This is a genomic window from Chryseobacterium salivictor, assembly GCF_004359195.1.
GTDB classification, from domain to species: Bacteria; Bacteroidota; Bacteroidia; order Flavobacteriales; family Weeksellaceae; genus Kaistella; species Kaistella salivictor.
Genome location: NZ_CP037954.1, coordinates 2,473,372 through 2,499,255, shown reverse-complemented (window position 1 = coordinate 2,499,255; position 25,884 = coordinate 2,473,372). Strand labels below are relative to the sequence as shown.

17 protein-coding genes are annotated in these 25,884 nt (G+C 37.5%); 6 read left to right on the top strand and 11 right to left on the bottom strand.

The genetic code is table 11. From position 1 onward, the window contains the following. Both NBC122_RS11370 and NBC122_RS11365 read left to right on the top strand, forming a co-directional pair. Window positions 1–720 carry a DNA-formamidopyrimidine glycosylase family protein gene (locus tag NBC122_RS11370; protein WP_133440487.1) on the top strand — a complete coding sequence of 240 codons (720 nt, stop codon included), beginning with the start codon at window positions 1–3 and terminating at the stop codon, window positions 718–720. A 489-nt stretch (window positions 721–1,209) separates the two neighbouring features. Continuing rightward, window positions 1,210–8,421: a T9SS type B sorting domain-containing protein gene (locus NBC122_RS11365; RefSeq protein ID WP_133440486.1), complete on the top strand. Its 7,212-nt coding sequence runs from the start codon at window positions 1,210–1,212 to the stop codon at window positions 8,419–8,421. Window positions 8,422–8,508: 87 nt separating this feature from the next. Here NBC122_RS11365 and xth read toward each other — a convergent pair whose 3' ends face one another. From xth to NBC122_RS11345, 4 genes are all read right to left on the bottom strand, one after another. Continuing rightward, window positions 8,509–9,285: an exodeoxyribonuclease III gene (gene xth, locus NBC122_RS11360; RefSeq protein WP_133440485.1), complete on the bottom strand. Its 777-nt coding sequence runs from the start codon at window positions 9,283–9,285 to the stop codon at window positions 8,509–8,511. 96 nt (window positions 9,286–9,381) lie between these two features. Continuing rightward, complete coding sequence (locus NBC122_RS11355) at window positions 9,382–11,901, bottom strand: cation-translocating P-type ATPase (protein ID WP_133440484.1); 2,520 nt, start codon at window positions 11,899–11,901, stop codon at window positions 9,382–9,384. A gap of 126 nt (window positions 11,902–12,027) precedes the next feature. Continuing rightward, on the bottom strand, window positions 12,028–12,360 hold the full coding sequence (locus tag NBC122_RS11350) for a 2Fe-2S iron-sulfur cluster-binding protein (RefSeq protein ID WP_133440483.1): 333 nt from the start codon (window positions 12,358–12,360) through the stop codon (window positions 12,028–12,030). A gap of 21 nt (window positions 12,361–12,381) precedes the next feature. Beyond that, window positions 12,382–13,434, bottom strand: a complete 1,053-nt coding sequence (locus tag NBC122_RS11345) for an NAD(P)/FAD-dependent oxidoreductase (RefSeq protein WP_133440482.1) — start codon at window positions 13,432–13,434, stop codon at window positions 12,382–12,384. Between the two features lie 141 nt (window positions 13,435–13,575). Between NBC122_RS11345 and NBC122_RS11340 the strand changes: the two genes are divergently transcribed. Then, window positions 13,576–14,343, top strand: coding sequence for a DUF3108 domain-containing protein (locus NBC122_RS11340; RefSeq protein ID WP_133440481.1), 768 nt, complete (start codon window positions 13,576–13,578; stop codon window positions 14,341–14,343). A 122-nt stretch (window positions 14,344–14,465) separates the two neighbouring features. Beyond that, complete coding sequence (locus NBC122_RS11335; protein WP_133440480.1) at window positions 14,466–16,892, top strand: DUF5916 domain-containing protein; 2,427 nt, start codon at window positions 14,466–14,468, stop codon at window positions 16,890–16,892. A gap of 107 nt (window positions 16,893–16,999) precedes the next feature. On the opposite strand, the gene pheS is transcribed toward NBC122_RS11335, so the two are convergent. The 3 genes from pheS to NBC122_RS11320 all read right to left on the bottom strand — a co-directional run bounded on the left by pheS (window position 17,000) and on the right by NBC122_RS11320 (window position 19,708). Then, a complete protein-coding gene (pheS, locus tag NBC122_RS11330) occupies window positions 17,000–18,010 on the bottom strand; it encodes a phenylalanine--tRNA ligase subunit alpha (RefSeq protein WP_133440479.1) in 1,011 nt (336 codons plus the stop codon). 224 nt (window positions 18,011–18,234) lie between these two features. Further along, window positions 18,235–18,807 (bottom strand): RdgB/HAM1 family non-canonical purine NTP pyrophosphatase, encoded by a 573-nt coding sequence (gene rdgB / locus NBC122_RS11325; protein WP_133440478.1) that lies wholly within the window; start codon window positions 18,805–18,807, stop codon window positions 18,235–18,237. Between the two features lie 67 nt (window positions 18,808–18,874). Continuing rightward, window positions 18,875–19,708, bottom strand: a complete 834-nt coding sequence (locus NBC122_RS11320; RefSeq protein WP_133440477.1) for a CPBP family intramembrane glutamic endopeptidase — start codon at window positions 19,706–19,708, stop codon at window positions 18,875–18,877. A 157-nt stretch (window positions 19,709–19,865) separates the two neighbouring features. Between NBC122_RS11320 and NBC122_RS11315 the strand changes: the two genes are divergently transcribed. Both NBC122_RS11315 and NBC122_RS11310 read left to right on the top strand, forming a co-directional pair. Continuing rightward, window positions 19,866–21,461, top strand: a complete 1,596-nt coding sequence (locus NBC122_RS11315; RefSeq protein ID WP_133440476.1) for a peptide chain release factor 3 — start codon at window positions 19,866–19,868, stop codon at window positions 21,459–21,461. Window positions 21,462–21,591: 130 nt separating this feature from the next. Continuing rightward, window positions 21,592–22,719, top strand: a complete 1,128-nt coding sequence (locus tag NBC122_RS11310; protein ID WP_133440475.1) for a DUF4349 domain-containing protein — start codon at window positions 21,592–21,594, stop codon at window positions 22,717–22,719. 102 nt (window positions 22,720–22,821) lie between these two features. Here NBC122_RS11310 and NBC122_RS11305 read toward each other — a convergent pair whose 3' ends face one another. Genes NBC122_RS11305 through NBC122_RS11290 form a run of 4 tightly spaced genes read right to left on the bottom strand, consistent with a single transcriptional unit; the run spans window position 22,822 to window position 25,731 of the window. Then, complete coding sequence (locus tag NBC122_RS11305; protein WP_133440474.1) at window positions 22,822–23,892, bottom strand: DUF2891 domain-containing protein; 1,071 nt, start codon at window positions 23,890–23,892, stop codon at window positions 22,822–22,824. 24 nt (window positions 23,893–23,916) lie between these two features. After that, a complete protein-coding gene (locus tag NBC122_RS11300; RefSeq protein WP_133440473.1) occupies window positions 23,917–24,159 on the bottom strand; it encodes a hypothetical protein in 243 nt (80 codons plus the stop codon). A gap of 47 nt (window positions 24,160–24,206) precedes the next feature. Then, window positions 24,207–24,569: a hypothetical protein gene (locus NBC122_RS11295; protein ID WP_133440472.1), complete on the bottom strand. Its 363-nt coding sequence runs from the start codon at window positions 24,567–24,569 to the stop codon at window positions 24,207–24,209. A gap of 16 nt (window positions 24,570–24,585) precedes the next feature. After that, window positions 24,586–25,731, bottom strand: coding sequence for an acyl-CoA dehydrogenase (locus tag NBC122_RS11290; protein WP_133440471.1), 1,146 nt, complete (start codon window positions 25,729–25,731; stop codon window positions 24,586–24,588). Window positions 25,732–25,884: the final 153 nt, after the last annotated feature.

The following is a 25,884-nucleotide window of genomic DNA, read 5'->3' as shown; positions in this document are numbered from 1 at the left end:
ATGCCAGAAGGTCCCTCCATTGTTGTTTTTAAGAAACGACTTCAAAGATTTGAAGGTGAAACCGTGACCGAAAGCGGTGGCTACAACAATCCTTTCGCCGACTCAATTTCCGGCAGAAAAGTGGTTTCGGTTGAAACCTATGGAAAATACCTTTTACTCGATTTCAAAGACTTTTTAATCACTGTTCATTTTGGATTATTTGGAAGCTTTTTGATTAATGAATCCAAGAAAGTCAATACAAGTTTTTCGCTTTTTTTCGGGGAAGACCACATCAATTTTTATGTGGTGAAAATTAAGAAACTCCAAAAAGATCACGCGTTTGATCAGGAAATAAATGTATTTTCAAAAAAATACAAATTAGAAAAAACGAAAAAATTTTTGCTCGAAAAATATGGCGACAAGAGAATTGGAGATGTACTTTTAAATCAGGACGTGTTTCCAGGTTTAGGAAATATTATCCGCAATGAAGTTTTATTCCTAAGTAAGATTCATCCTGAAAGTACGGTGGAAAAAATTCCTTCGAAAAAAATGAAAGAATTACTTCAAACAATTAAAGAATTTTCCAAAGCTTCCGTAGAATTAATTGAGCAAAAAATATGGAAATCCTCAAGTTCAGTTTACAAGAAAAAAGAATGGGAAGACCAAGAAGTTTTAGAATATGTCGCTCCGAAAATTAAACGAAAAACCTACGTGGTTGAAAAAGTGCAGAAAATCTATTGATTTTTTAGTTTAGAAATAGTATGAATTCCCTTTAATTGAAGGGATTTTTTTATTTATCAGAACATCAGTTTTATAGGCTGTTGAAAAGTTAAATAAAGAAAAAGTTTATGGGATATTCATATTGAAAAACATAAAAAATTGATTGTCATTTTAGTAACTTATTGGTTACTGGGCTAATAAAATTATGATGAAAAATTTACTCTACAAACAAAAAGCTCTTATTATACTCCTTATTTTTACAGTAACCTATGGAAAAATCACCGCGGTGAAAATAATAAATCACCGCGGTGAAATTTAAAAAAGACCGCGGTGTTTCTGATTTTAGGTTTTAAAAAACAATTTAAACAGGCTCTTAATATTGAAAATTTTATCTGTGACTAAACCAATTTTTGAAAAAGAAATATCTTTTTGAGTTATATTTGTTAAATTTTCATAACCATTCCTAAAATGTGTTAAGAATATTAAAATATACTTCAACAAAAACTTTATATGAAGAAACTTTATCTTTTTTTATTTCTTGGATTATTCTCGGCTTTGTACGCTCAAACTAAAATTTCGGACACCACCAATTATCTGCGGAATGGAATGTTTGAAAATGCAAAAGGGAAAATAATTACGGATCATTCAGAAAAAATTCAGTTTCTCAAAGAAAGGAATCGGAAAATTCAGTTGGAGCAATCTCATCTGCAAAAAGGAAGTTCGACCGCTGTAGAAATGTGTACCAATGGTGGTTTTGAACAAGTTGAAACTATTAATGGTAAAAATTTTATCAAAAATTTTCTTTTTAATATTGGTGACCCCCCCGGACCGACCCAATGTAAATCTCTTTCTAACAGTGCTGTAAACAGTATACCACAGTATAATCCGGGCAATAGTAATTTGATGGCGAGTTCGGTTCCGGCAAATCTGTTTGATCGATATATGGGAGATCTTAAAGCATTCGACCAATATGCGCTCAAAATAAATTACGAAAATTCCGGAACATACGGTTCAATTGTTCAGGGACAAAGGTTTAAAACAAATAATGAAAATTTTTTAAAATTTAATTACAAAGCCGTTCTACAATCCGTTTATGACGATAGCCACCGGGATAATCAACCATTTTTTAAGGCAAGAATTATTAATAAAAACAAAGTGGTGGTTAGCGAGTTTTGTTTAGTCGGTGACGAGAAGAACTGCATTTTCACTAAAGTTTCTGATGGCAGTTCAGGGTATGTTACTTTGTACACTGAGAAATGGCAATCCGGTATTTTGGATATTTCTTCGATTCCCAATAATGAAGAATTCACTGTAGAATTTATGGCTTCCCGTTGTGGTTTAGGCGGGCATTTCGGATATGCTTATGTAGATGATATTTGTCTTTTACAATCCAACGAAAGCTTTGTTGGTTCGGTCACTTTGGATCCTTTGTACGCAGTTTGTCCGACACTTCCGGTGACGGTTTGCGGGAATTATACTTTACCAAATTCCGGAGGAGTTACCTCAACTTTAAAAAAATTAACCTTAAAGGTTTATGATGAAAATGGGTCGGTTGTTCATACGACCACTACAACTTCTTCGCTGGATCCGATCACAAAAAAATTCTGCTTCACGCTTTTACCTCAGAACTTTCCCAATATTTCTACGGGCAATTACAATGTTGGGGTTACAGCAGATTTTGATGTGGGAACTTCCAGTGGTGGTAATGGTTGCGGAAGTAGTGGAAATACACAGGTATTTGCCTCGGCAAGTGATCCAGATGCGAATGATGGCTGGGACATCAGTTTTTTGAACTGTTCTTCGGGTTGCAATATTCAGGTAAATACTGCAAAAATTTCAAAATGTGATGCGAATCACGATGGAAAAGAAGATTTTAATTTAACCGATTTTAATGCACAGGTTGTTAATTCTACAACTGGCTTTACTTTCAATTATTTTAAGGATTATAATTCCGCCTTTAATAATACGGGCGCCATTACCAATTTCACGGCGTACAATTCCTCTTCTGCGGTAATTTATGTGCGGGTTTCGCAGAGTGCAGGATGCTATAAAATTATTCCGGCAAATTTAGAAGTTAGAAATCCCACTGCTACTATTTCCGGGATTTTAAATGTTTGTTCCGGAAGTACAGAATTAAAAGCCTCAGCAGGTTCCACTTATTTATGGAGTACTGGAGAAACTAGCCAAAATATCATCGTAACATCAATTGGCGTTTATTCAGTTACCGTTACCGACAGTTTTGGATGTTTCAGCATGGCAACCGTAAGTATTGAACCAAGTCAGACTGCGGTGACCCCGACCTTAGAAATAACCCAGCCTTCTTGTTTTGTTTCATCGGGAACGATAAAAGTCACCTCGGCGGCGTCGGAATATAGTTTTGATAATGGAGTAACCTGGGGAACAAATCCCATTAAATCTAATCTTTATCCGGGTGATTATTCTATTATGATTAAAACGGTGAAAGGTTGTACTTCGTACGCACAGAAGGTTACTATTAAAGCTTCACTTTTACCTTATCCATATTATGATGCTACGCAGCCTAAATTCTGCGGTGACACGGGAAGCATTACGATCACTTCTCCTGCGGCGAATTATAGTTATGACAACGGGGTGACCTGGGTCAATAATTCTACGATGGATAATTTAGCTCCTGGGCTTTATACGATTCGGACAAAAGATGCATCCGGATGTATTTCTAATCCGCAAGGAGTTGTTATTTCCAGCGACACTTTAGGAGATCCCGATTTTACGGTTATAAATCCAGCGTGTACTGTTTCCGGAAAAATAACCATCAATACTTCCGCAGATTTCTATACTTTCGATGGTGGCCAAACCTGGGGTACGACCAATGTTTTAGATAATATTTTTACTGGAAATTTCTCCATTGGAATTAAAAACAGTCTGGGATGTACTTCTTATTTGGAGAGTGTTTATCTGCAGAGTTTTCAGACGATGTATCCCATCTATGAAACCATTCAACCCACCTGTGGTGAAAATGGAACAATCTATATTGTAACAGAAGCAGATTTTTACAGTTTTGATAATGGCGTCACCTGGACGACGAGTAATATGAAGGATTTACCTGCCGGAACCTACATTATCAAGTTAAAAACTGCCGCAGGTTGTATTTCCAGAGAAACTTCCGTTTATTTATATGAACCTCGCATAGACCAACCTTTTGTTTCGGTTGTTCAGCCAACTTGTGGCGCTGATGGATCAATCAGTATTAATACCGTTTCAGATTTTTATAGTTTTGATAATGGCGCAACCTGGGTAACCACTCCTACTAAAACATTACCCGCCGGGAGTTACCAAATCAAAGTTAAAAACAGTATTGGCTGTATGTCTAATCCGCAATACATTTCTCTGTATCCACCTAAAATTGAAACTCCTGAGGTGAGTATCATACAACCAACCTGTACGACAAAAGGAACGATTACGATAACTACATCCTCAAGTTTTTACAGTATTGATGGTGGACAAACCTGGGTGACCTCTAATGTTTTCAGTAATCTTACCGGCAACAGCTATAATGTGATGATTAAAAATAGCCAGAATTGTGTATCTGAAACTAAGTATGTTAATTTTAATCAAATTTATCTTCCTGAGCCTACCTATACAGCGGTAAGCCCAAGTTGTGGGAATATCGGAAATATCACTTTTACTTCTACTGCAGATTTTTACAGTATTGATGGTTATACCTGGAGTACCAACCCTATTTTCAATAATCTGAGTGCTGGTTATTATTATTTAATGGTGAGAAACAGTGCGAATTGTAGGTCAAACAGTATTTCAGTTTATTTGAACACTACCAATCTCGCAAGTCCAACCGTGAATGTAGTACAGCCAACTTGTGGTACAAGTGGCAGTATCACCGTAACTTCGCCGGGTACTTCATTCAGTTTTAATGGCGGCAGTACTTGGAGCACTTCGCCGGTTTTAAATAATTTATCATCGGGGTATTATTATGTAATGGTAAAAGATGGAAATTGTTCTTCTACAACAACCTCTGTAAATATTCAACAGTTCTATTTACCTAATCCGACTTATACCTTTACGAATCCAACCTGTGGCGTTGGAGGCACGATTTCTATAACGACTCCCGCGTCACAATACAGCATCAATGGTGGGCAATCCTGGAGCACTTCACCCAATTTCACCAATCTTGCAGACGGATATTACTACGTTATGGTTCAAAATGCAGCGGGTTGTAAATCATCAAACTACGTTTCTTCTTTAAATTTACAGAAATTCTATCTTCCAAAACCAAATGTTTCGGTGGTTCAACCCACATGTACGGTGAAAGGAAGTATTAAAATTACCACCGTAGCCTCAGAATACAGTTTTGATGGTGGCCAAACCTGGAGCACTGTTAATGAAAAAACAAACCTGACTTCGGGCTACTACAATATTATGATTAAAAATGCACAGGGTTGTACTTCAAATCCTTATGAAATATACGTTCCAATTAATACGTTCTATTTACCGAGACCTTTACTAAAAGTTGTGCAACCAAGCTGCGGAGACAATGGAAGTATAACGGTAGTCTCTCAAGCTGCACAATATTCCTTTGACAATGGAACAACTTGGGTAACAAATCCTTCCTTACTTAATCCTACCCCTGGGTATTATTATATTTTAATAAAAAATTCTGCAGGATGCATTTCACAAGCAGCTACCGCTTCAGTCAATCAATTTTACCTTGCACAACCAATTGTTACTATAATTCAGCCAACCTGTTCAGTACCGAAAGGTTCGATTTATATAAATACTATTGCAGATTTATACAGTTTTGATAATGGAGCAACCTGGACAACAAATCCCGTAAAAACGAATCTCAATTCAGGAAATTACAATCTGTTAATTAAAAATGCAGCCGGGTGCATTTCGCAACGAGCTTATGTGAATATTTACAACGCCCCGGCGCTTCCGCCAACACCTGTTTTTACTGTTACACAGCCAACAGCATGTGATGCAACGGACGGAAGCATTACCATTACAACGCCCGGCAAAAGTTTTAGTTTTAATGATGGCGCATTCTGGAGTACTGATCCGGTAAAGAAAAATATTGGATCAGGAACTTATATTTTGAAAATTAAAACCAATTCTTCCTCTTGCGAATCGGTTTCTGTACCGGTAACGTTAGATTCGGGAATAAATATTGCTGCGCCAGCGGTCTCCGTAGTTCAACCGACTTGCAGTGTTTCTACTGGTTCCATTACCGTAAGTACCACTGCTGCAACCTATAGTTTTGATGATGGTTTGACTTTCATTTATGCCAACACCAAAAGTGATTTACTTCCTGGAACTTATAAGATAAAAATTAAAAATGCTGCTGGCTGTATTTCTTATGCGGCATCAGCAACGGTTACTACTCCTGCTCCATTGCCAAGTCCTAATTCAGCCATAACTCAACCGGATTGCTTTGTATCACTAGGTTCTATAAAAATAACCACAGCGGCTGCAGAGTATAGTTTTGATAATGGTCTTACTTATGGTTCTTCAGACACCAAATCTAATTTAAGCCCCGGAACTTATAATTTGATGATTAAAGATCGTTTCGGGTGTATTTCTTTTGCTGGAATTGCCACCATCAATCAGCAGCCTGTAACTCCGTCTGCACCTCAAGTTTCGGTAACACAGTCTTCTGGCTGTACCAATGCTTTTGGAACGGTTGCCATCATTTCTGCGGCTGCTTATTATAGTTTTGATGATGGAGCGACTTGGGTCACCAATTCATCGTCTAATTTAAGTCCCGGAACTTATAAAATTAAAATCAAACTAACTGCAAGCGGTTGCAGTTCTCCATCGACGACAGCTACGATTGATCCGCCAGCGAATGCACCCACTCTCCCATTATTTACCGTTACTCAACCAACTTCATGTATAAATCCTTATGGAACAATTGCGATTACTTCCACGGAAAATCAGTATAGTTTTGATGGTGGAATTTCTTATTCTTCTGCCTCAACTTCCAGTTTACTGTCACCGGGAACTTATGTACTTAAAGTGAAAAATAGTGCTGGATGTGAATCTGGAGGAGTCCCCGTAACAATCAATATTCCGGCAGATACTCCAAAAAAACCAACGGCAAATATTATTCAAATTGATTGTGCCAATCGTTTTGCACAGATTACAATTAATGAAAATGCTGCACAATACAGCATTGATGATGGTTTAACTTGGCAAAACTCAAATGTTTTTCCTGCATTATTGCCTCATTCATATTCTCTTAAAATTAAAAACAGTTTAGGTTGTGTTTCTGTTTCTACCCCGGTTGTAGTGAATACATTTATCAATCCTACACCGAAACCTTTGGTTAATAGTATTCAGGATTTTTGTCTACAGCAAAATGCTACCGTCGGAAATATTTCTGCAACTGGAAGTGGTTTACTGTGGTACAATTCGGCGACGGCGACTGCTTCATTAGCCTTGAATCAACCTTTAATTAATGGAAATAGTTACTTTGTAACGCAGACTATAAATTCCTGTGAAAGTGAGCGAGCTTTGGTCAAAATTAATATAATTACGACACCGCCTCCGACTGCAAATCATTTACAGGAATTCTGTATCAGTCAGGCTGCAACGGTATCAAATCTTATGGTTACCGGTTCCCAAATCAAATGGTACAGCAGTAATTCTGGAAATACAGTTTTACCAAACAATACAAAATTACAAGATGGTGTTGCTTATTTCGCCTCTCAGACGGAAAAAGGTTGTGAAAGCATGCAAAGAGTTTCCGTCACGGTCTCTTTGGTTACGACTAATATTCCAGCGACTGATTTTGCGGCTGCCGCTTTGTGCTCTGATGAAGATGGAACGAAGAAAACCGATTTGACGAGCTACCAATCAAATGTAGTTTCAAATTCGCAAAGTTATACCTATGAATTTTTTGATCAGAATGATAATTTGATATCCGATTTTAAAAATTATACCTTAAAAACTGGCCAAAATATCGTTTTTGTAAAAGTAAATTCTGCTGCTGGTTGTTCCGCTAAAGTAACTTTAACAATTAAATTAAATGCTGCTCCAGTGGTAAATGTTCCGTCAAGTGCGGAATATTGCCCAGAAAACACCGTAAAATTAGATGCCGGAAATCAGCCAGCGTCAAGTTCTTTTACGTGGACTTTTAATGGAAATCCATACAGCAATCAGCAAATTATCAATGTGAAAGAAAGTGGGATTTATAAAATTACAGTAACCAATAATTTAGGATGCACCACTTCAAAATCGGTGGTGGTTAAGAAAGTTGGTTTACCAATGATTACCGATATAAAAATCGAAAACAATACGGTACAGATTTTCGCAACAGGTATAGGGATTTTGGAATATTCGATTGATGGTATTTTCTGGCAAACCTCAAATCTATTTTACAATCTACCAAACGGAAATCATATTGCTTTTGTAAGAAGTGGTTTACAAACTTGCGCAATCACAGAACGTACCTTTACTATTTTTAAAATTGTGAATGTTTTCTCACCTGACTATGATGGAATTAATGATGAGTGGAAAATTGAAGGCATCGAAAACTATCCAGGATCCAAAATAAAGGTAATCGACCGTTTTGGAACTGTGGTTCTGGAAAAAACCGTAAATGGTATTTTCTCCTGGAATGGCGAATATTTAAGTAGAAAATTACCAACCGGAAATTATTGGTATCAAATTATTCTAACCGACAATCGAATTCTGTCGGGATATGTAATGATTAAAAATCGAAATTAAGAACGGTTAAAAATCCTTCAATACCACATTGAAGGATTTTTTTTGTCTTATTTTAAAAACGAACTGTAGTTTCGAAAAAAAAAGGTACTAAAAGTGATCCAACTCGATCCAGACAGGAACATGATCACTGGTTTTTTCCCAACCGCGAACTGCCTTATGTACGCCACCACTTTTCAGATGAGGTGCGATGGCCGGAGAAAGCAGAAAATGATCAATCCGCATTCCGGCGTTTCTTTCGTAGGCTTTTCTAAAATAATCGTAAAAAGTATAAATGGTTTCTTCCGGATAGATTTGTCGCAAAGCATCGGTCCAGCCCTGGTCAATCAAACTCTGGAAAGCTGCCCGGACTTCGGGTAAAAAAAGAGCATCTTTAATATATTTTTCCGGTTTATATACGTCGCTCTCGGTAGGAATGATATTAAAATCTCCCAGGATGATCACCGGTTTCCCGGAACTGATTAAAAGCTCGGCTTGCGCATCGAGTCTTTCCAGCCACTTTAATTTATAATCAAATTTTTCACCGGGCACGGGATTTCCATTAGGGACGTAAACGCATACAACCGTTAAACCGTTCAGCTTTACTTCTAAATATCGGCTTTGTTCATCAGTTTCATCGCCCGGCAATGCCGTTCTGATAACCGTAGGTTTCTCGGATTTGGTTAAGATTGCCACGCCGTTCCAGCTTTTTTGTCCGACCCAAACCGCGTGGTAACCTGCTTCTAAGATTGCTTCTTCGGGAAATTTTTCCTGAGGTGCTTTCAGTTCCTGCAAACAGACGATATCAGGGTTTTCTTCGCTCAGCCATTGCAGAAGTACCGGCAACCTGCCATTAATTCCATTGACGTTATAAGTTGCAATTTTCATACTGAATATTTTATTCAAAATTATTAATAAAATCTGGTCAGAACTATAATCTTATAAATACAGGAAACTCAATTTAAATATTTTTTAAAAATAATTTCAGATTCTTTTTTCATTAAGATTAAAACTTCTCTTTACCAGTTTGTAGATTTCGAACCACATTACAGAAATAACCGCTGCTGCTGTCGCCGTTAAAAGTTGCTCTACATTCAGTGAAGTCAGTTTAAAGAACATGGAAACCGGATCGAAATAAAGCATGACCATTAAAACAATTAAGGTTGCTAAAGTAATATAAATCAAAAGATTATTTTTATTTCTGAAACTTTCAAATACCGTATAGTAGAAAGACCGGTTGGCGAAACTCAACAGAATATTGGCGAAAATTAACGTCGTAAAAACCATCGTTCTGGTCGTATCTTCATCACCTCCATTTCTGTAGGTTAATTGATAGATGAACAGGACTCCGGCGGTAATCATTAATCCCTGAACAATACTGATCATTAATTCACGCCAGGTGAGAAAGGTCTCTGAGATCGGCCGGGGCTTTTGCGTCATCGCATTTTTTTCCATCGGTTCATTTTCATAAACGATCGAGCAGGTTGGCCCCATCACCAGTTCCAGGAATATCACGTGAACCGGCGAAAAAATCTGCGGAAAAGCCCAACCCAAAAATAAGGGCAACGAAACGGTAAGAATAATCGGAATATGAATCGAAATAATATACTGAACTGCTTTTTTGATATTGCTGTAAATTCTTCTTCCTGCAGCGACTGCGGTCACCAATTTTCCCAGATCATCATTGGTCAAAATCACTGCGGCAGCGGCTTTTGCGATCTCTGTTCCCTTTTCCCCCATCGCGACTCCGATGTGCGCGGCTTTCAGGGCAGGACCATCATTGACGCCATCGCCGAGCATTACCACCACTTCATTATTCCTTTTCAAAGCATTGATTACCCTGAGTTTTGCTTCAGGAAACATTCGGGTAAACAACACTTTTTCATCCACCACTTTCATCAACTCTTCTTCGCTGAGATGACTTATTTCGTCACCGTTTACCGGATTTGAAATTCCCGTAATTTCTGCCTGTAAAGCAATGCTTTTGGTCGTTTGGGCATTATCTCCCGTAATCACTTTTATTTTAATTCCGGCCGCATCAAATTTTTTGAAAACTTCGTTGATTCCTTTTTTGGGAGGATCATAGAAAACGACCATTCCCAGAAATTCAAACGGAATATCCTGTTGTCTCTGCGGAAAATCATTTCCCTGAAAGTTGGATTTGGCAACGCCAAGAATTCGGTAACCTTGTTTTCCAAAAGTTTCAATTTCAGTTTTGATTTTTATCTGCTCTTCACCGGTAAGTTGACAGACCTTGATGATGGCTTCAGGAGCGCCTTTCGCGGCAATAATCCGTTCCCCTTTTTCATTTTCAAAAAGATGGGTCATCATCGGCGGTTTCCCACCCAACGGATATTCATGAAACATTTTAAACACTGAACGAAGATCATCTTTTATGGTTTCGCCATACACTTGATGAAGCGATTTTTCCATCGGATCAAAAGGTACCGGTTCGCTGCTCCACATCGCGTATTGAATGAGTTCTGCAATCGATTTTTCACTGAAATGATGTTCATCAAAAACCTGATCAGTTTTAAAATCATATATGGCTTTCAAATGCATTGAGTTCTCGGTAATTGTTCCCGTTTTATCGGTGCAGATTACGGTGGCACTGCCCAAAGTTTCTACAATACTACTTTTCTTAATAATGATGCCTTCCCGCATTAATTTCCAGGCTCCGAGCGCCATAAAAGTGGTAAAAGCAACCGGGATTTCTTCAGGTAAAATTGACATTGCCAACGTCAAACCGTTTAATAAAGAATCTACAATATTTCGAGTATGGTAATAATTAACGGCGCAAACTAAAATGAAAACGGCGAACCCAATAATCGCCATATATTTGAGAAACTGTTCTATTTGATTTTGCAGCGGTGATTTTTCCTCTTTGATAGATAAAATAGATTCTCCAATCTTACCGAGCTTTGTTTCCTTTCCTATATGTTCTACCTGGAAAACGGCCAATCCGGAAACGGTTAAGGTTCCGTTATAAACCTGTCGGTCTTCGGAACTGTTATCTTTAAAAACAGAAAAACTTTCTCCAGTGAGCGAGGATTCATTGACGGAAAAATCATTGCTGTGCACGATTTTTCCATCCGCATTAATCATCCTGCCTTCATCGGTAATGCACAAATCCCCGACTGCAATTTCATGCGTAGGGATTTCTACAATCTTACAATTTCTGATGACGCGGCTTAAAGGTTCATTGAGTTTTTCTAATTCCTCTAACGCTTTTTTACTTCTGTTATCCTGATAAAAAGAAATTCCGGAAACCAATATAATTGCAGCCAACATAAAAAGCGCTTCTCCGTAATTCCCGACGGCCAGATAAATTACTGCGATGATAATCAACAGAATCAACATCGGTTCGCGCAGAATATTGAGAAGCAATTTCAACCAACTGCTTTTCTCAATTTGTTTCAATTGATTAAAACCAAATTTCTGATGAGAATGCTGAACTTCTTCATCAGTTAGACCTTTTAAATGTTCGGGAATATGAAATGACATCCGGTGAATATTTCTTAACTAAAGATAAGAAAAGTATTCCTCAATTTCCAGAAGTTTCCCGAAAATAAAAAAGGAAAGAAAAACTCAATTTTCTTTCCTTTTAACTTTTATTAAAAACGATGTGCGTTATGGATAAGGTGCGATTGCAACTTCTAAACCGTCGATTTCTGAAGTGATATGAATCTGGCAACCCAAGCGGCTGTTATCCTGAACATGAAATGCTTCACTCAACATCGCATCTTCTTCAGCTCCCATTTCGGTTAATTTATCTGAACCTTCCACCACATAAACCTGGCAGGAAGCACACATCGCCATACCGCCACAAACTCCGATGGTTCCTTCATCCGCCAATTCGTAGGACCGAATGACTTCCATTAAATTCATCGACATATCAGTGGGTGCGACCACTTCATGTAAATCTCCGTTTCGGTCAGTAATTTTTAAGGTAATATCTTGCATTGTACTCTACTTGGTTCTTTGTTAATCGATTTTCATTACTACCGCTTTCTCTGCTTCTTTACGGCTACCGTCGAAACCATCGATTCCACTTACGGTCGTGTATTTCAAAACGAATTTTTTCCCAGGATTCAGCATGTTGTAAATGCTTTGACACATCAAAGTTGCTTCATGGAAACCACATAAAATCAACTTCAGTTTTCCCGGATACGTATTGATATCACCAATGGCATAAACCCCCGGAATATTGGTTTGATAATCCAGTGCATTATTTACTTTGATTGCATTTTTTTCAATTTCCAATCCCCAGTTTCCTAAGTCTCCTAATTTTGGTGTTAATCCGAACAGTGGAATAAAGTAATCCGTTTCGATATCAAAGGTCTCCCCTTCTTTTATCACGGTAATCGCGTTCAATTTGTCCTCTCCTTTTAAGCCGATCACTTCTGCGGGAGTCATCATGTGGATTTTCCCCTGATTTTTTAAAGCCTGAACTTTTTCTACAGAATCCAAAGCTCCGCGGAATTCATTTCTACGGTGAATCAAGGTAACTTCACTTGCGATATCTGCAAGGAAAATACTCCAGTCTAAGGCAGAATCGCCACCTCCTGCGATGACTACTTTTTTATTTCTAAAATGTTCAGGTTCTTTAATGAAATATTCAACGCCATTTTCTTCGTAATCAGCCAGGTTTTCCAGCGCAGGTTTTCTAGGTTCAAAAGTTCCTAAACCTCCCGCAATGGCCACTGCTTTCGCATGATGAACGGTGCCTTTATTGGTGATTACTTCAAATGTTCCGTCTTCTAATTTGGTTAAAGTCTGTGCGGTTTCTCCCAAAGTAAATCCCGGTTGAAACTGCTTGGTCTGCTCCATTAAATTATCAACTAAATCACCAGCGTTTATAGAAGGAAATCCCGGAATATCGAAAATAGGTTTTTTCGGATACAATTCTGTCAGTTGACCACCAGGCTGCGGAAGAGCGTCGATGAGATGACATTTTAACTTTAATAAACCTGCCTCAAAAACAGTAAAAAGTCCGGTTGGGCCAGCTCCAATTATCAATATATCTGTAGTAATCATTAATTAAAAATTAGGTAATAAGAGCACAAATTTACAAAAATTAAAAGAATGTTGAAGACGCGTTTTATGATTTATGTCATAACCAAATCCAGTCCGGTCAAAGTTTTATCTTTGTGGCAAATTATTTGCAAAAGGAAACCCATGAAAAAGATTTTAGTATTATTTGGACTTTTATTCCTCACGCTCGGCAATGCACAGAAACTTCAGAACATCATGTCTGGCGAGGTTTTACGTTACAGGATTCACTATGGAATTTTGAATGCCGGAACCGCGAGTTTAACGACTTTAAAAACGACATACAAAGGACAACCTCATTATTACGTTAAAGGTTATGGCAAAACAACCGGTGCGGTACGGGCCTTTTTTAAAGTAGAAGATAATTACGAAAGTTTTATCAACTATAACACGGGCTTACCAAGTTTTTATGTGAGAGACGTACAAGAAGGCAATTATACCCAACATTATGAAACCGTTTTTAACCATAATAATCAAACCCTGCTTTTGACAGATAAAGAAAAAAACACCACGCAATCTTTAAAATCAGTTTCTGGAATTCAAGATATGCTGTCGGCTTTTTATTACTTGCGAAGCCTGGACGATAGCGAGCTGAAAGTCGGAAGTGTGAAAAAACTCAATGTTTGGATTGATGATGAAATGTTTCCTTTTCAGTTAAAAGTTGTGGGAGCAGAAAATATCAAAACAAAATTCGGCTGGATCCGCAGTCTGAAAATCGTTCCACAGGTCATCAGCGGAAGGGTTTTTAAGGATAAAGAAGGGGTGACGCTTTGGGTAAGCAACGACAGAAACCATATTCCGCTTGCCATCAAAGCAGAATTAGCGGTTGGCTCTCTGAAAGCTGATATCGATTCTTTCTCGAATGTAAAATATCCGCTCAATTTTTCGAATTAAATACAGGAGATTTTCTCTGTGAATTAAATAAACGAATTGTGGTTCGTTTATTTTTTTTGACTTTTTTTTAAAACGCATGTAACATTATCCCACTTTCCGTTGTCTTATTTCTAAACTATTAAATGAAACTTATATTCGCCGCATTCCTGCTTTTATTTTCTGTCACCAATATCTATTCCCAAAAGGCAGAAAAAGACAGCATCTCCAGAAAGAAAATTACGCTCATCAAAATAAACGATGCCCCAAAAATCGATGGAATTCTGGATGAAGAAGTCTGGAAAAATGCTCCTGTTGCAGAAAATTTTATCGAGAGAAATCCTGAGAACGGAAAACCTGAATCGCCGGATTTCAAAACAACCGTAAAAGTTCTTTATGATGACACCGGAATTTATTTTGGTGCAACGATGATCGATCCTCATCCGGAGAATATTCAAAAACAACTGGCAGAACGCGACGATATTGGAAATGATGATGTTTTCGGAATTACCATTAATGGCTATGATGACCATCAGCAAGCGGTTTTATTCTTCGTGCAGGCTTCAGGCGTGCAGGCTGACGCAAAAATAATGTCCACCGCCAACGATGACTTTTCCTGGAATGCCGTGTGGTTTTCGGCCGTTAAGATTAATGAAAACGGATGGACTGTTGAAATCAAAATTCCTTATTCAGAACTGCGTTTTCCGAAGAAGGAGGTCCAAACCTGGGGAATAAATTTTATCCGGATGATCCAAAAAACCAGACAAAATTTAACCTGGAATTTCGTGGATAACAAAAAGGCAACTTATTTAATGTACGACGGGATTTTAGAAGGAATCCAGAATATTCAGCCTCCTTTAAGATTGTCACTGACTCCTTATTTTTCTACTTATTTTAATCATTTTAACGGGAAGTCCACGGCTAACTTTAATGGCGGAATGGATATTAAATACGGAATTAATGATGCATTTACCTTTGACATGACTTTGATTCCAGATTTCGGACAAACCAGTTTTGACAATTCTATTTTAAATTTAGGTCCATTTGAGCAGCAGTTTGAAGAGCAACGTTCATTTTTCACTGAAGGAACAGAACTTTTCAACAAAGGAAATCTTTTTTATTCCCGTAGAATCGGTGGCCACCCTTCTGTTGATCCCGAAACTTCAGTTGACGAAAAAGTCACAGAATATCCTTCTAAAGTTAAATTATTTAATGCTTTCAAGATTTCAGGACGAACAAATAAAGGGCTGGGAATCGGATTTTTCAACGGAATCACTGAAAAAATGGAAGCTCAGATCCTGAATGAAAAAACCGGTGAAACCCGAAACGAAGTTGTGGAACCATGGACAAATTATAATGTTCTGGTGCTGGATCAAAGATTTCATGAGAATTCTTCCGTAACCTTAGTCAACACGAATGTTGTTCGGGACGGCAATTTCCGCGATGCCAATTCTACGGCTTTCCTGTGGAACATCAATGATAAAAAGAATATCTACAATTATTTTGGAGCCCTCAAAGGAAGTTGGGTGATGGATGACGGGACGAAATTCGGTTCGAGAGGGCAGGTTGGTTTTGCCAAAAATTCCGGAAAAAACAGATTTAGTTTTGATGGTAATTATGTAACTAAAAATTGGGACATCAATGATTTAGGGTTTTCCACTTCCACCAACTTCGCGAATTATAATTCTTATTACGGTTATCGAATTCTGGAACCGACCAAGAAATTCAATAATATTTATCTTAATTTTAATGTTAATTATTACCATCGGTTAGCGCCGTATTTATTTACCAATTTGGTCATCAACCACAATAATCAGTTTACGAATAAGAATTTCAGAAGCTACGGCGGCGGTTTTGAATTGACGCCCTTCGGCGAAAATGACATCTACGAACCTCGGACAGCAGGACGTTTTTCTAAAAAACCATCCTACTTGAATACCTGGATTTGGACCGAAAGTGACAGCCGAAAAAAGTTTCAGTATAATGTAAATTTTGATTATTACGCTTATAATGAAACAGGGAGAAATCTTGTAAATCTTTCGTTTTATCTAAGATATCGTTTCTCTGATCAATTTAACACAATCTGGAGGTTCAATCCTTCTTTCAGCAATAATGAAACGGGTTTTGCAGGAAAAGAAGGTACCGAAATTTACATGGGAAAAAGACAGCGCAATACGTATGAAAACAGTTTGACTTCCCAATATACGTTCAACGAAAAAATGTCGCTTTCATTAGCGTTTCGCCACTATTACTCAGATGTTACCTATAAAAGTTTCTTTACGTTGAATGAGGACGGGACTTTAACACCAACCAGTCAATTTAATAAAAATCTGAATGGAACTTATAATTCCTGGAATGTAGATTTGCGTTATTCATGGTGGTTTGCACCGGGAAGTCAACTTACTTTGATGTACAGGAATGCCGTTGACGATTATTTGGAAATTTCGAGAATGAAGTTTAAAGACAATTTCAACACTTTATTTAATGAGCCGATGGTCAATAATATTTCTTTGAAATTAACCTATTACCTCGATTACAATCAGGCAAAACACTGGTTTAAAAAGAAAGATTAATACACTTACCTGCCCTTTTAAAAACGAAAAACTTCCAGATTATTCCGGAAGTTTTTCTATTTTATTTAAAGCCGATTCAGAGAGGAATCAACTTCATTTTTTTATCATTAAAGGCTTTTAAACTGCTCCAACATTCTTTTATCATTTTCAAAGAACATTCTGATGTCGCTCATTTGATACATCAACATCGCGATTCTTTCGATTCCCATTCCGAAAGCGTAACCGGAATATTTATCGGCATCGATATTCACATTTGCCAGAACGGCAGGATCTACCATTCCGCAACCCATGATTTCTAACCAACCTGTTCCTTTGGTGATTCTATAATCGGTTTCAGAATTTAAGCCCCAATAAACATCTACTTCTGCACTTGGCTCTGTAAATGGAAAATAAGAAGGTCTCAGTCTGATTTTCGATTTCCCGAAAAGTTCTGTGGTGAAGTACTGAATGGTTTGCTTTAAATCAGCAAAACTTACGTTCTGGTCAATATATAAACCTTCGATCTGATGAAAAATACAGTGTGAACGGGAAGAAATCGCTTCATTTCTGAAAACCCGGCCCGGAGATAAAATTCTCATCGGCGGTTGATTTTCTTCCATATAACGGATTTGCACCGAAGAAGTATGTGTTCTCAATAGTAAATCCGGATTGGTTTCGATGAAAAAAGTGTCCTGCATATCTCTGGCCGGGTGGTATTCCGGAAGATTCAATGCGGTAAAATTATGCCAGTCGTCTTCAATTTCCGGTCCGTCTGCAACAGCAAAACCAATCGATCTGAAGATTTCGATAATTCTGTTTTTTACCAGATTAATGGGATGACGGGTTCCTAATTCCGACGGGAAACCCGGTTTGGTTAAATCATCTTTTTCAAAAAGAATGGTAGAAGTCGTGGCATTCTTTAAACCTTCCAGCTTTGCTTCTACAGCTTGTTTCAGCGTATTGATCTTTTGTCCGAATTCTTTTTTCTGTTCATTTGGAACTTCTTTGAACTGCGCCAAAATATCATTGATAATTCCTTTCTTACCACTGAATTTGATTCGGAACTGCTCAATTTCATCTTTATTCGCTGAACTAAAATTTCCTACTTCAACCAATAAGTCCTCAATCTTTTCTAACATTTGATTTTAATATAAGTGAGTGCAAAAATACGATTTTTCGTTTAAAATCAGGTAGCGGTTTTAGACTAAAATTTTAAATTGCAGAATCTACAAGCCACGAATTCACCAATATGTTGAAATTTGTGGGGAAATTTTTGAAAAACGTTCCCTTCCAAAACTTCATCAACTTTTGCTAAACGTTGTAAAGCCGTTGTACGTATTCGTGAATTCGTAGCTGGAAAAATTTATTTTATAAATTCTAAAAACTGCTCGATCGCTTTTTTACGGTGGCTGATTTTATTTTTATCTTCCGCTTTCATTTCAGCAAAAGTAATTTCGTAATTATCCGGAATAAAAATCGGGTCATAACCGAAGCCTTTTTCACCGCGGACTTCTTTGGTTAAATTGCCATAAACCCTGCCTTCAAAATAGTTTGTGCCGGTTTCATCAACCAAACACATTACCGTTACGAAATAGGCTTTTCGGTTTTTCTGGTCTTTCATTTCCTCTAAAACTTTCGCCATATTTTTAGCAAAGTCGTGATTTCCGGCATAACGTGCAGAGTAAATTCCGGGTCTTCCATCCAAGGATTCAACGACTAAACCAGAATCATCTCCCAAACTTGGTTTCCCTGTTTTGTTAAAACAATATTGAGCTTTGATTAAAGCATTGGCATGAAAGGTTTCGCCGTCTTCCACAATTTCGTCGTGAATATCATAATCGGTGAGCGAAGTCACGGTAAAATTTTCACCTAATATCTGTTGAATTTCTTCTTTTTTGTGTGCGTTGTGCGTTGCGATAAGGATTTCCTTTTTCATAAATAATGGGTAATGAGCGATGAGTAATATTAAGACCTGATGATGAACTTTAGTTTTTTAAAGCCAGTTAATTCTCGTTGTAATGAACACGGTATTTTTTAGTAAACAGAAAATAAAAGGTCGAAAAAAGTACGATTCCGACAGCCAAAATCAGCCATTCTGAAACTTTAAAAGTATCGGCGAAACTTTCTGTTTTATTATAAAAAATTAAAATAGAAGAAATTAAGTTATTGAAAGCGTGCAAAAGAATCGGTAAAAGCAACGATTTTGTTTTATCATAAACCAAACCTAAAACACATCCCAACAAAACCGCCCCTACAAATTGCCAGGGATTCATATGAACCAATCCGAAAACTACGGCAGAAATGATAATTGCCGTTTTGGGTTTCAATCCTTTATTAATGAGCCCTTTCTGTATTATTCCGCGGAAAATTATTTCTTCGAATATCGGTGCCATAATGACCGCAAGGATAATCAAGGTGGCTTTGTCATTGCTCATCTGATCCATTAATCTCGAAAAATATTCATAATACCCGCCAAAGAAAGGTCCCGTAGTAGGAATTTGCGAGGTTATAAATTCAGCAATAAACATCATTCCGAGCATCATGGGAAAAATCAAAAGATAGGTCACCAAATTAGTCCGTGAAAAATTGAAATCCAGTTTTTTTCCCGTGCTTGGCCGACATACAAAATAATCAAAGGCGAAAATCGCCGATAAAAATCCCGCTGCGTTGGTCAGTAATAAGTAATAATCTTGGTACTGCATATTGACATTAAAAACGAACATCGATATGACATTTAACATTGACATAAAGAAACTTCCTGCCAAAAATCCACCCACCAAAGCAAGAACTCCTCTACCATCAAAAATGAATTTTTTCCAAACCGGTTTTTCTTCCATGAATTTTTTATTTGCGCAAAGATAAATCTTTAAATAAATACCGACGAAGACCACGTGATTATTTGTCAGTTAAAATTTAAACCCTACAAAAGAAACAAATTGTTTCCATTTTCATTTTCGGTAAAAAAAAGCGATTTTTGCAGTCTCAAATTTAATTATGTCAGATTTACTCAAAGAAATAGGGAAAAGAAAAACCTTCGGAATTATCGCTCACCCCGATGCCGGAAAAACGACACTTACAGAAAAGCTCTTGCTTTTTGGAGGTGCAATTCAGGAAGCCGGTGCGGTAAAATCGAATAAAATTAAGAAAGGAGCGACGTCCGATTTCATGGAGATCGAAAGACAGAGAGGGATTTCCGTGGCAACTTCCGTCTTGGCATTTGAATACAAAGGTCACAAAATCAATATTTTAGACACGCCAGGTCACAAGGATTTTGCAGAAGACACGTACCGAACTTTAACCGCGGTGGATTCTGTAATCGTCGTTATCGACGTTGCAAAAGGAGTTGAGGAACAAACCGAAAAATTGGTTCAGGTTTGTAGAATGCGGAATATTCCGATGATTGTTTTCATTAATAAACTGGACCGCGAAGGAAAAGATGCTTTCGATTTGTTGGATGAAGTCGAACAGAAATTAGGTTTAACCGTAGTTCCACTTTCTTTGCCGATTGGTATGGGAGGGGATTTTCAGGGGATTTATAATATTTGGGAACATAATATTCAGTTGTTTTTGGAAGAGAAAAAACAACGGGTTGGTGAAGCGGTTAAGTTTGATGACATCAATGATACAAAAATCGATGAGGCGATTGGCGAAAAAGCCGCGGCGACTTTAAGGGAAGAATTAGAACTGATTCAGGAAGTTTATCCCGAATTTAACCGTGAAGATTATATGAACGGTGATCTGCAGCCGGTTTTCTTCGGTTCTGCTTTGAATAATTTCGGAGTCCGGGAATTGCTGGATGCTTTTATCGAAATCGCACCAAATCCACAACCAAAAGAAAGTGATACCAGAATCGTGAGACCGGAGGAAAAAGATTTCACCGGATTTATCTTTAAGATTCACGCCAATATGGATCCGAAACACCGTGACCGATTGGCTTTCGTAAAAATCGTTTCAGGAACTTTTAAAAGAAATGAAAATTACCTTTTGGTAAGAGAAAATAAAAAAATGAAATTCTCATCTCCGAATGCATTTTTCGCAGATAAAAAAGAAGTGGTTGACGAAAGTTTCCCGGGAGACATCGTGGGACTTCACGATACCGGAAATTTCCGGATTGGTGATACTTTGACCGGTGGTGAAAAAATGAGTTTCAAAGGAATTCCGAACTTTTCACCGGAACATTTCAGATACATTAATAATGATGATCCGTTAAAAGCGAAACAATTGGCGAAAGGAATCGACCAGCTGATGGACGAAGGTGTGGCGCAACTGTTCACGCTGGACATGAATAACCGGAAAATTATCGGAACGGTTGGAGCGCTTCAGTATGAAGTTATTCAGTACCGTTTGGAACATGAATATGGTGCAAAATGTACCTACGAACCCCTTTCCATTCATAAAGCATGTTGGATTGAAGCCGATGAAAAATCGGAAGAATTCAAGGAATTTGCGCGTTTGAAACAGCGTTTTATGTGCAGGGATAAATACGGACAACGCGTGTTTTTAGCCGATTCTTCTTTTACGATTCACATGACGCAGGAGAAATTCCCGAACGTCAAACTGCATTTCATCAGTGAATTTAAGCAGGATTAATTTGTAAACTTCTTGTAAATTAATTTGCAAAACACAGATATACAGTCACTTCATTCATTGGAGTGACTTTTTCTATTTTTAAAGGAATGCTATTTGATTACCTTGCACCGATTAAAATTTAAAAATAAAAATGAAAAAAATAGTTGCCAGCTTCATTCTTTTGTGTGTCTTAAGTTCTTGCAGCAAACAGGAATTTCAGCAGACGACCGATTCATTTAAAAGAGCCGACAGTCTTTTTACAAAGGCCAACAACGGCTTAAAAACCCTGGACTCCATTTCGAAAAGAATTAATGATTCTGATGGAATTGCTAAAAAAGTTCTGATTCCACAAATTGAAAAACAGACCAAAAGAATAGACAGCACGCTGAAATCCGGCAGTTGGAAAATGGATTCTATCAACAAAGATATTTCCGAAATTACCAAAAATGTAAAAGTTGGAACCGACGTTGCGAAAACTTTAGATTCTGCAAATAAAGCGCTTCAAAATGGTGAAAACGCAATTTCAGTTTTAAGTAAAACGGCTGATAAAATTCTTAAAAGAACGCAAACCCAAAAAGCAACTCCTCCATCAAATACTGAAAGCCAAAATAATACAGTTATTGTTCCGCCGATTGTAGATAAAAACCCTTTAGTGAAAAAGGCAATTTTAGAGATTCAGGTAAATAATATTTCTGAGGCAAAATCAGTTTTAAAACAAAAATTCCGGGAAGGCAATGCTGATTTGGTTTCTGAAAATCTCAGTCAAAAAGAAGGTTTTGAAAGAGAATATATTACGGCAAAAGTGCCGCTGTATAATTTCGATAATTTGGTTGCTAACTTATCAAATGAACTTGGGGAAGTGAAATCGAAATCTACAGAAAGTGAAGGAACCGATTATGTGTCCAACCAGATGTGCGACATCGAAATCACTTTAGTTCAGAAAGAATTAATTGCATCAAATCAGACAGTTGCGAATGATCCTAATAGAAATCCCGACTCCTTTGGGTCAAAATCTTCTTCAGCATTTATGAGTGGTTTTAAAGTTCTTGGAGATGTGATGATTGCCATTCTACCCTTTTGGCCGGTCTTCATTATTGCAGGTTTAATTTTCTATTTTGTGAGACGAAATAAAAAAAATAAGGAAATAAAATCTTTAGAAAATCAAGGTAGCAATTCTGTTCAGAAAACAGAAACAACTACTCCATTGGAAACTGCGAAAAATGAAAATAAAGAAGATTCTGACGAACCGGATTATTCAAAATATTTACCGAAGAATTAAGATCTCACAAATAAGTTTCGGATGAAGCCGATTGGAATTTAAAAATAAAGAACGGGCTAATGCCCGTTCCAATTGATATTTAAATTTAGTGTAAAATATAATTTATTCTTCACTCAAAGCGTACACTGCAAAACTTGCCAGCCAGTGATCGCCGCCATAATTGCCCTGAAAAAGCAGTGGCAAAGCGTTGGATAAGAACTTATCTGATGTTGTAGCAAACTGTTTTTTAAGCGGATGATTTTCGGGTAAAGATTTCGAAATTCCTTTCATCGTCCAGGCTCTGGAGAATGAGAGTCCGACCAAATGAACGGTTTGGAAATCATTAATATCACTGATGATGGGGATTTCAGAAATATTGGCAATACTTTTTTTATCATAGAAACCATTGAACCATTTTACAAATTCTTTTTGTGGAAGAATTCTCCGCATCAGATCTGCAATTTCAAGACTTGGTGAAAAGAAATCACTTCCGTCCGGTTCAAGATACGCCGGCGTTTTATGGTCTTTTAAATAAAAGTATTTTGCTTTTTCCATCAATTGATTTTCGAAAATTCTGTCGCTGGATGTTCTTGCCCAATCAAGTGCAAACGCCATAGCAAAGGCAGAATTGGGATGAACTCCGGTTCGGTTCGGGTACGTTTGTTTGGGCAGATAATTTTTCCAAAGTCTAAGAATTTCGTCGGTCAACGGTTTTAAATTCTGATGCCAGATCTTTGCCTGCGGATGATCCCAGGTCATGAGTTCTTCGTCTAATTTCAATAACCACGCCCAGCCATAAGTCCTTTCAAAGTTGGCAGAAATCTCGTATTTTGTGAAATAGGCGGCTTCTTCTTTAATTTTTTCCGGTTGAAAAGACGCTTCTAAAATTTCAATAATTTCTTTTTTATTGGCCAAATCCGGTTTAGATTTTAGCAAGCGAACCAACATCCAATGTCCATGAACAGACGAATGCCAATCAAAACAACCATAAAAACTCGGGTGTAAGGCGGCTGGAGTTAATGTTGCTTCCTTTTCATTATTAATGATATGCGCCGTTTTATTGGGATATTCCTGATTGATGCATTTCAATGGCTTTTCGGCCAGTTTCATCGCAATATCATCTGTGAATTTTGGCAGGTGTTGAGCGTTCACACTGAAACTGAACAATACTGCAATTGGAAAAAGTATTTTCATTTTTCTTTAATTAAAATTGCTCTTTTAGAAATTCAGCTTTCCGTTGGTCATTAAATAATAGAAAATTCCGGCTGCGACAAATAAAACCAAATAAACAATCACCAATATTTTCTGTTTTTTAAGGGCTGACAAAGCCAACAAGCCCAGAATTCCAGTCAGCAGAACGATTAATTTCTGTACAGGCTCCTGGATGAACATCGACCCGGCGATTAATGCCAGAGACAAAAAATGAAAAATCCTTTCCTTCTTTAATATAAATTCTTTCATTTTCTAAAAATAAGAAATCCTTTCAGATTGCCGAAAGGATTTTCTCTTTATTTCATGTTGACCACTTTATCAACAATATATTTCGTGTTTCCACGCCATGGGATTACACCATTGTATTCTTTGTAATGCAAGTCGAACTGCTTTCCGCTGTTTTCTTCAAGTTGTTTAAAGATGGCTTCATTTTCCACAGAAAACTCGAATTCATAACTGGTTAAAGCACCGGTTTTGCCGCGGCCGAAACCTTCCTGAATCAGTTTTCCTTCGTAGGTTTTAAAAATATAGCCTTTCTTATTCGCATAGTTAAGATAACCGGATTTTACTCCTTCAGCGAAAACAAAAAAATATTTATACCATACAAAACTTCCTAACACAAGCAGAACGGCAATGACAATGATCCAGATTTTCTTCATAGCGTGATTTTTACGATTAACTGTTTTTAGCGATGCTTCTGGAAATTACAATTCTTTGAATCTCAGAAGTTCCCTCATAAATTTGGGTAATTTTCGCATCGCGCATCATTCTTTCTACGTGATATTCTTTCACATAACCATAACCACCATGGATTTGAACTGCTTCGATAGTAGTATCCATCGCAACCTGTGACGAATATAATTTTGCCATTGCACCGATTTCAGAAATATCTTTTCCTTCATCTTTTTCTACAGCAGCTTTGAAACACAACATTCTGGCTGCCGTAATCGACGTTGCCATGTCGGCTAATTTAAAGGCAATCGCCTGGTGATTGATAATTTCAGTTTTAAATGCTTTTCTGGTTTTGGCATATTTCAAAGCCAGTTCATAAGCGCCAGAAGCGATTCCTAAAGCTTGAGAAGCGATCCCGATTCTACCACCATTTAATACTGCCATTGCGAAATTGAATCCGAAACCGTCTTCACCGATTCTGTTTTCTTTCGGTACTTTCACATCTGTAAATAATAAAGAATGGGTATCACTTCCGCGGATTCCCAACTTATCTTCTTTCGGTCCGATTTCAAAACCTGGCCATCCTTTTTCTACGATAAAAGCGTTGATTCCTTTGTGTTTTTTTTCAGGATCGGTTTGTGCAATAACGATATAATACGTTGCTGTACCACCGTTGGTAATCCAGTTTTTAGTACCGTTCAGGATATAATGATCACCTTTGTCGACCGCAGTTGTTTGCTGAGAAGTTGCATCTGAACCCGCTTCTGGCTCAGACAGGGCAAAAGCTCCGATCACTTCACCACTTGCAAGCGGTTTCAGGTATTTCATTTTCTGCTCTTCGTTGCAATATTTTTCTAATCCTGCGCACACCAATGAATTGTTAACGGACATTACTACCGCTGCAGATGCATCTACTTTTGCGATTTCTTCCATAGCCAGAACATAGGAAACGCTGTCCATTCCTGCACCGCCGTATTTAGGATCCACCATCATTCCAAGTAATCCCAATTCTCCCATTTTCTTTACCTGTTCGTGCGGAAACTTCTGTGCGTTGTCTCTTTCTATAACTCCTGGTAAAAGCTCAGTTTGTGCAAAATCTCTTGCCGCCTGCTGAATCATCAACTGTTCTTCAGATAAATTAAAATTCATAAAGTTTAAAAATTGTTTGGTGGTAAAAATACAATATTTCTAAAACTTAAAAAATTAAATTAATACTTAGTTTCAATTAGGCATTGTGGGGTTAAATAAAAATGATATTTTTACATTAATTCAATATTATATTTAAATTAAATAATAGTATTC